Below are 7,264 nucleotides of genomic sequence, written 5' to 3'. Positions count from 1 at the left end.
GCTGGCGATTTTGCGGCAAAACAAGTTGCGCCTAAATTAGCACAGTTTTGTCAGCGTTATACTCAGGTATCTATGGTGATGGACTTTAATAACCGCAATGTAGACTTAATTGCAGAAGGTGTTGATTTAGCGATTCGCTTTGGCCGTATGGCAGATTCCAATTTAATCGCTCGTCCTTTAACCACACGAGTAATGACTTTAGTTGCTTCTCCTGAATACCTAGCAAAGTTTGCTGCACCGACTCATCCAGAGCAGCTTATAGAGCATAATTGTTTGTATGCGGTTACTAATCGCTGGCGCTTTAAAGTTGATGGCACCATCAAAGAATACAAAATTTCTGGCCGATGGCGCAGTAATAATGGTGAGGCGTTACTGCAAGCGTGCTTGTCGGGGGTGGGTATCGCGCATCTTGCTCAGGATATTGTCGAAGAGTATGTGGCAAACGGGCGGTTGGTAAGCTTACTAGCGCCCTATCAAGTAGCTGATAACGCCTCGTGGTTAGTTTACCCAAATCGCGATCTAATGCCGCTACGAGTTCGCTTACTCATCGATTTTTTAATTGCAGAGTTTAATCAAAATTAATACTTCAATTTTTGAACTATTATTGCGCGATTATATCGTGCACGATATATTCACTGACAATAGAGGAGAAAGACCATGACACCGTTTTATCAATTAAGTATTAATAGCCTGCAAGGGCAAAAAATAGATTTTTCAGAGTATCAGGGCAAAGCAGTATTAGTGGTTAATACTGCTAGCAAGTGCGGGCTTACGCCACAATACGAAGGGCTACAAGCACTTCACAAAAAATACAGTGATAAAGGGTTGGTTATTATTGGCTGCCCATGCAATCAATTTGGTCAACAAGAGCCTGGTAGCGCCGAACAAATTCAAGGCGAGTGTTTAATTAATTATGGCGTTGATTTTACAATGACTGAAAAGATCGATGTAAATGGTGAAAATAGTCATCCGCTTTATAAATACTTACGCAATGAGTTAACAGGCATCTTGGGCAATAAAATTAAATGGAATTTCACGAAATTTCTGATTGGCCGTGATGGTAAGCCATTAAAGCGTTTTGCACCAACTACAAAACCAGAAGCGCTGGAAAAATACATTGAACAAGCATTGGCGCAGTAGCCATGGCAAGTAATGCTGACCAATTATTAGAAAACCAACTTTGTTTTCCGATTTATGCTGCATCACGCTTGGTGACGCGGCTATATCAGCCTGAGTTGGATAAGCATAAGTTGACTTATCCCCAGTACGTGATTTTACTTATTTTGTGGCAACAAGATGGAGTGACAGTAGGTGAGATAGGTCAGCAAGCTATTTTAAATAACAACACGCTAACGCCAATTTTAAAACGCATGGAACAAAGTGATTTAATAGAACGTCGTCGCGATGACTGGGATGAGCGTAAGGTGCGTATTTATTTAACGCAACAGGGTCATTCACTGCAGCAATCACTTTCGTGTTTGCCTTCTCAATTAGTTGATAAAGTAGGGCTAGACCTTGAAAAAGCAAAGCAGTTAAAGGCATTGCTTGGCGATTTAATGGATAAGCTAAACGATCAGGTTTAAAGCTCATCCCAATAGTTATGCGTATCATCCATGCCGATGGATTTACGCAGTCGCTTTTGTTCTAAAATATCTTCTAAACGTTTTTTTACTTCACGTTTATGTTGGGTATCTTCGCTGTTTTCCAGTTCTGAATTCAGCGGCTCTTGATTATTGATGTCTTGGTAATTGTCTTTCATGATCACCCTCAACATTGCATTTTAAAGCACTCATAATCAGTAAAAACCCATATTGCAGTTAGCGCAAGTAATGGTGTTAAATTTTAATTGGTCAAATTCAATAATATAGTGGTTAAAAAAACCACTTATTAGTTTTAAGTATTTATTCCTCCTCGCTATTCTTAGCCTAATTCTATTTATGTTATTGATAATTAATGATTTTTAATTTTTGGCATTGAGTTTGATAAAGCTATAACACTTAGAGAAAAAAATTAAAACGCGACAGAAACGGGAATCACTATGAAAAAATTAATTATCACAACAGCAGTAGCAGCATGTATGGGCCTTTCAGCAAATGCGATGGCGCACCAAGACGGTCATGATAATAACATTAACTTTTCATCAGATAGCTGTAATTTAAAGTTCAACAATAAGCTTTCAATTACCCCTGAAACGCTCAATATTGAAGCAGCATCAGGTGTGGTAGCAATTGATCAAGATGGCAATCTTCAAATAAATGGTGAAGCGCAGTCTCTGTCGGCAAGTGACCAAACCCTATTAGCTCGCTACTCGGATAATGTACGTGGGCAAGTCCCTCAAGTTGCTGAAATCGCAATGGAAGGTGTTGCACTTGCGGGAGTTGCATTAAGCGAAGTGGGCAATGCATTTGGTTTAGAAAATATGGCTGCAATGGAAGAGGTTATGTCGGAAATCGGCGAAGAAATCCAAGATGCATTTTATGTCGGTGGCACCTTTGTAATGGACCAAGGTCGTTTTGATAATATTGGCGATACATTCGACAATAAGTTTGATGAAAAAATGGAACAAGCGATGGAAGAAATGATGATGGAATCCATCGGTAGTTTATTGATCACCCTTGGTAGCGAAATGATAAGTTCAGGTGGCAATATGAATGATTTCGAACAGCGCATGGAACGCATGGGTGAACAAATTGAAGAGAAAGTTGAGCTGCAAGCTAAGAACATCGAGCAAAAAGCGGATCAAATGTGTCACGACTTTAAAGCGCTCGCATTGCAAGAAGATGAGCTACAAGCGCGTATTCCAGCGCTAGAAAATTACGATGTGTTTAAAGTGGAAACTAAAAAATCATCAATCTAATGTAGGTAAACATTAGTTATAGCGTCAGTCATCATTTAGGGAGTAGTTGCTCCCTTTTTTGAATGAATTGCCGAGATAGAATAAGCTTTCTGGATTAATTATAAAATTTTTATAGTTAACGCATTTTCTGCCACTTCAATAACCGCTGGAGTATAACCTGCTGACTCACCATCTGCTTGAATTGGCAGCCCCGGGGTTAAGACTTCAAGTTGTGTAAATGCGTGTTCCTTCACTTCAGTCAACTTTGTGTGTGTACCTTGGTAGAGTTTTGGCAGTGCCCATAACTTCTTTACAAGGTGTGTTTTTTCAACGCTATAGCGTATTAAGCTTGACGAATTAAGCTTGGCATTAGGGGCAATTTTCATCCCTCCGCCAAAGTACTTACCATTGGCAAACACAGTAAGAAAGTTTTTATAGTTTATTTTATGACGTCCTTCTTCCAGTGTTAAGAGTGACTCTTTGAAGAAAAAAAGACAAGTAAATGCATGGTATAAATAACTAAAACGCGCAAGCCATCCTTTATTGCCTTTAGTTCTTTCAACTATTTCAGCATCAAAGCCAACGCCGGCACTGTTTATAAAGTAACGCTCATTTACCTTTCCTAAATCAATGCGTAGCTTGTTTTGACTAAGTATAAGTTGTTTAAGCTCGGCATTGCTGTAATCAAAGTTGCGCACAAAGTCATTACCCGTTCCACAGGGTAAAACAGTGATTGGGCGCGATGAAAAAGCCATGCAATTAGCTAATAGATGCAGGGTGCCATCACCACCTAACATGATCACTTCATCATATTCGTAGAGGTGTTGCTGAAAAAAAAGCTGATTGTCAGCCAATACTGGTGAAGTAGTAAATATGTAATACGACTGTTGATGTTGCTTCAAGTAACTCACAAGCCAGGTTAGCCAATATTTTTTTTGCTTATTTGGCAGCGGGTTTAAAACAATTAAATAATGTTTATTCATGAAATGATGGTAATGACAGTATTATCGCTAAGCTTGCCTGTTAAAGGCTTTTAGGTCAAATGCATAGAGTGTGATGTTGCACAATTATGCACTTTATATTCAATATTTTTGATTGCCTATTCGCATTAGAAAAAGTTATGTGAAAACTGCAATTTTATTGATTGGATTTTAACCGTTATTGAACGCAAAATAAGACTTAGTTAAACAACAGGAGCAATCACATGACTAAACAAGCGTTAAACCAAGGTGGCCAATCTCAAGGTCAATTAACTCGTTCAAATAACGGTAAAAAAAGTTTGCTAGCTAAATTAAATCGCTATGGTAAGAAACTCGCATTAGCAGGCGCAGTTGCATATAAATAAACAATGATTTATTTGCGACCAATCGTACCTGTTTAAAAAGGCTGTAATGATAAATTACGGCCTTTTTAATTTAATAATCTAATGCTTTTATAGCCCTTAATTTTGTTTAACTAAATTTTAAACATGGCTTAGGTAAGTTTAATTGTTTCAACAGGCTTAATTTAGCCATGGTGATTATCATTTGTCTCGCGTTCCTGTATTACCGTCGACTGTAGTTGACGCAAGAATATTATAGTTGATGGTATTTTCAGGGGACAGGAACGCAATCCCAATATTGTTGTTGTCAGAGTTAATAGGTTGGTGAATTATTAGCTCTTTTTACATCTTACAATATAGTAAACTCGCATATTCACAGCTAACTTAGTATAAACGCTTAATTAGTTGTTAACCCATTGAATGGAAAAGCAGTTGAATCACCCTTCTTATCAAATTCAAAGCCGCCTTACGCATAAGCTACTTATTGCTTTAGTGATTATTTCATTGTTTAGTTTGGCAATGGCTGGTTTGTATTTTGATAGCTCTAACCGCTTTAAACAAAACGCACAAAAATCTGAATTGGTTCATAAAATTCTTAATCAGTACTCCAACATAGCCCTTTACACATTTGAAAAATTAGTTGCGATTGGTGAAATGTCACGAAATGGCATTGTGCTTACACCTGAGTTACGTGAAAAGAATGAAATAAAATTAAGAGCATCCATTGTTGGTGTTCGAGATTCACTATTGAAAAAGCTCGCATTAGCACCCGAATTAAGTACACGCAATGAATTAGTCGTATTGGATAAAGTGACGCAAAAAGTTGAGCGTATTATTACAACGTCACAAGAAATTCGCTTTTTAATCAGTAAAGGGGAGCTATCAGAAGCACAAAGCTTATATCGCTTATTACAGCAGCAAGGAGTGCATGCAGAGTTTAACGCTTTGATCAGTGAAGCGGTAAAACAAGAAAATCTGCAAGCTGAAGCCATTCGTGATAATACCAAGGCAATGTCTGAACGCAATAATCGCTATTTAGCGATTGCTCTTGGGCTTTCGAGCTTATTTATGATGCTGACTATTTGGTTTTTTTGGCAGCGTATTTCAAAAGCGACAAAGCAGTTACAGTTTGCGGCTAGCCAATTTACAGCAGGTAAATTAGAACATCGAATCCCTAAACTAAAAGACACTGAATTTGCCAAGCTGGCAGATGCGCTGAATTTTATGGCGAGCGAATTAAAAACCAAGCACAGTGAATTGGGTGAAGCCAAATTACAACTTGAAGAAAAAGTACAAGCACGCACTAAAGCACTGGCATTAAGTAATGAGAAACTTGCCCATGTTGATAAGCAAAGAAGGCAGTTTTTGGCGGACATCTCCCACGAGTTACGCACACCGCTGACGATTATTCGTGGTGAATCAGAAATATTATTGCGCAGCCATTCTGACAATGTGGATGATTATTTAGCGACCTTAGTTGCGGTGGTGGATCAAGTAAGTCATACCACAGCGCTGATTGATGATTTAATGCTAGTGGCTCGCTCTAGTGCCGGTGAGTTAAGGTTATCATGCAGTGAGGTAAATTTAACCAAGGTGGTACACGATCTTTGTTATATTTATGGTCGAAAAGCACAAGAGCGTAACCAAGAGCTTATTTTTGAGCTAAATGAAGAAATTAGTTTAGAGTTAGACGAGCGACGCATCCGCCAAGTATTGATGATTTTACTTGAAAATGCGCTCAGCTATTCTGCGCCAGATGCAGTAACCGAAGTGAAATTAATGCGTCGACAGCAGGTTGTCGTTATTAAAGTGATAGACTCAGGGCAAGGCATTACAAAGCAAGAACAAGACTATATTTTTGAGCGTTTCTATCGAAGTAACCGCTCTAATACGCCGGGCTCAGGCTTAGGTTTACCTGTGGCCAAAGCAATTGTTGATGCTCATGGTGGTCATATTAGCTTAAAATCAAATACTTCGGGTGTAGGCTCTGTAGCAACTATACTGTTACCGTTAAATGGTGAGGAACGTAATGAGAATTTTATTAGTTGAAGATGATGATCGCGTTGCAAGTTTTCTTGAACGAGGCTTGCGCGCTGAAGGATATTTTGTTGTTCGCGCCAGTGACGGTAAAGAAGGGTTAGATCTTGCGCTTGAAGGCGACTTCAATTTAATTTTGCTTGATATCATGTTGCCAGGCTTAAATGGTTTGGAAGTGTGCCAAGCATTACGCATTAAAAACTTTGAAATCCCAATTATTATGCTGACTGCAATGGATGCATCGCAAGATATAGTTCATGGTCTTCGCCTTGGTGCTGATGATTATGTAACTAAACCGTTTGCTTATGAAGAGCTATTAGCGCGCATAGAGGCTGTAACTCGTCGTAAACCATCACAAAAAAATCGCTCGAACACGCTCGCATTTGGTCCTTTGTGCTTTGACCGTGACAGTTACATTGTGACGCTTGCAGAACAAGAGATTTCTTTAACTGTAAAAGAAATGGCGATTCTTGAATTGTTAATGACAAACCCTGGAAAGTACTTAAGTCGTGAGCGCATTTTAAGTAATGTATGGGGTATGGAAATGGATCCCATGACTAATGTTGTTGATGTGTACATAGGTAAACTACGCAAAAAGCTGATGCTGCCAAATAATGATGAAAGTATGATTGAAACCAAGCGCGGTATTGGCTATCGCTTAGTGTCACCAGAATAACCTTTTATCGGTATCAATTAAAAAGGGCGAACTCAGTTAAATGAGTTCGCCCTTTTTACTTCAGGTAATCGTGGTATTAACGTTTTGCGATGTAGCTATTTTTATCGCTTTGTGGATAAAGATTTTTTACAACTTTAGCCGCGTTCATATCTTGAACAAACTGCTCAAGTGATTTGCCATCGCACTGAATGTTTTGTGCAGCTTTACGGATGTGCTTGTTTTCTTGCTTAAGTAAACGGCGCACTTTGCTGGCTTGGTCGTTTGCAGCCGCGGCACAAATTTGTGATGCAAGACTATTATCAGATGGAACTACTTTTGCTGCTGCGTTGAACGATAAAATACTTGCTGCTGCAATAACTGCTGTGATTGATTTTTTCATGTCTCATTCCCTCGT

Annotated in this window: 10 protein-coding genes; 7 read left to right on the top strand and 3 right to left on the bottom strand. The window is 38.9% G+C overall.

The window, feature by feature from the left end; genetic code table 11:
- The 3 genes from ABYD77_RS16565 to ABYD77_RS16555 all read left to right on the top strand — a co-directional run.
- On the top strand, window positions 1–582 hold a 582-nt coding region (locus tag ABYD77_RS16565; RefSeq protein ID WP_372771212.1), incomplete at its 5' end, for a substrate binding domain-containing protein.
- 75 nt (window positions 583–657) lie between these two features.
- Window positions 658–1,140, top strand: a complete 483-nt coding sequence (locus tag ABYD77_RS16560) for a glutathione peroxidase (protein WP_372771211.1) — start codon at window positions 658–660, stop codon at window positions 1,138–1,140.
- Between the two features lie 2 nt (window positions 1,141–1,142).
- Window positions 1,143–1,583 (top strand): MarR family winged helix-turn-helix transcriptional regulator, encoded by a 441-nt coding sequence (locus tag ABYD77_RS16555; RefSeq protein WP_372771210.1) that lies wholly within the window; start codon window positions 1,143–1,145, stop codon window positions 1,581–1,583.
- Here ABYD77_RS16555 and ABYD77_RS16550 read toward each other — a convergent pair.
- Window positions 1,580–1,759, bottom strand: coding sequence for a PA3496 family putative envelope integrity protein (locus ABYD77_RS16550; protein ID WP_274762746.1), 180 nt, complete (start codon window positions 1,757–1,759; stop codon window positions 1,580–1,582). The genes ABYD77_RS16555 and ABYD77_RS16550 overlap by 4 nt on opposite strands.
- A 279-nt stretch (window positions 1,760–2,038) precedes the next feature.
- On the opposite strand from ABYD77_RS16550, the gene ABYD77_RS16545 reads away from it, so the two are divergent.
- Window positions 2,039–2,857, top strand: a complete 819-nt coding sequence (locus ABYD77_RS16545) for a DUF2884 family protein (protein ID WP_372771209.1) — start codon at window positions 2,039–2,041, stop codon at window positions 2,855–2,857.
- A gap of 98 nt (window positions 2,858–2,955) precedes the next feature.
- Here ABYD77_RS16545 and ABYD77_RS16540 read toward each other — a convergent pair whose 3' ends face one another.
- Window positions 2,956–3,819: a diacylglycerol kinase family protein gene (locus tag ABYD77_RS16540; protein WP_372771208.1), complete on the bottom strand. Its 864-nt coding sequence runs from the start codon at window positions 3,817–3,819 to the stop codon at window positions 2,956–2,958.
- 221 nt (window positions 3,820–4,040) lie between these two features.
- Between ABYD77_RS16540 and ABYD77_RS16535 the strand changes: the two genes are divergently transcribed.
- The 3 genes from ABYD77_RS16535 (at window position 4,041) to ABYD77_RS16525 (ending at window position 6,870) form a co-directional block, all read left to right on the top strand.
- Complete coding sequence (locus ABYD77_RS16535; protein ID WP_157813522.1) at window positions 4,041–4,181, top strand: hypothetical protein; 141 nt, start codon at window positions 4,041–4,043, stop codon at window positions 4,179–4,181.
- Between the two features lie 408 nt (window positions 4,182–4,589).
- Window positions 4,590–6,206, top strand: coding sequence for an ATP-binding protein (locus ABYD77_RS16530; RefSeq protein ID WP_372771207.1), 1,617 nt, complete (start codon window positions 4,590–4,592; stop codon window positions 6,204–6,206).
- The gene (locus tag ABYD77_RS16525; protein WP_372771206.1) at window positions 6,187–6,870 is read left to right on the top strand and encodes a response regulator transcription factor; all 684 of its coding nucleotides are present in this window, start codon (window positions 6,187–6,189) and stop codon (window positions 6,868–6,870) included. Before ABYD77_RS16530 ends, ABYD77_RS16525 begins: the two co-directional genes overlap by 20 nt.
- 76 nt (window positions 6,871–6,946) lie before the next feature.
- Here ABYD77_RS16525 and ABYD77_RS16520 read toward each other — a convergent pair whose 3' ends face one another.
- On the bottom strand, window positions 6,947–7,249 hold the full coding sequence (locus ABYD77_RS16520; protein WP_372771205.1) for a DUF3718 domain-containing protein: 303 nt from the start codon (window positions 7,247–7,249) through the stop codon (window positions 6,947–6,949).
- Between the last annotated feature and the right edge of the window lie 15 nt (window positions 7,250–7,264).

This window comes from Pseudoalteromonas sp. (genome assembly GCF_041629635.1).
Lineage (GTDB): Bacteria > Pseudomonadota > Gammaproteobacteria > Enterobacterales > Alteromonadaceae > Pseudoalteromonas.
This window is presented reverse-complemented; position numbering and strand designations above follow the sequence as displayed.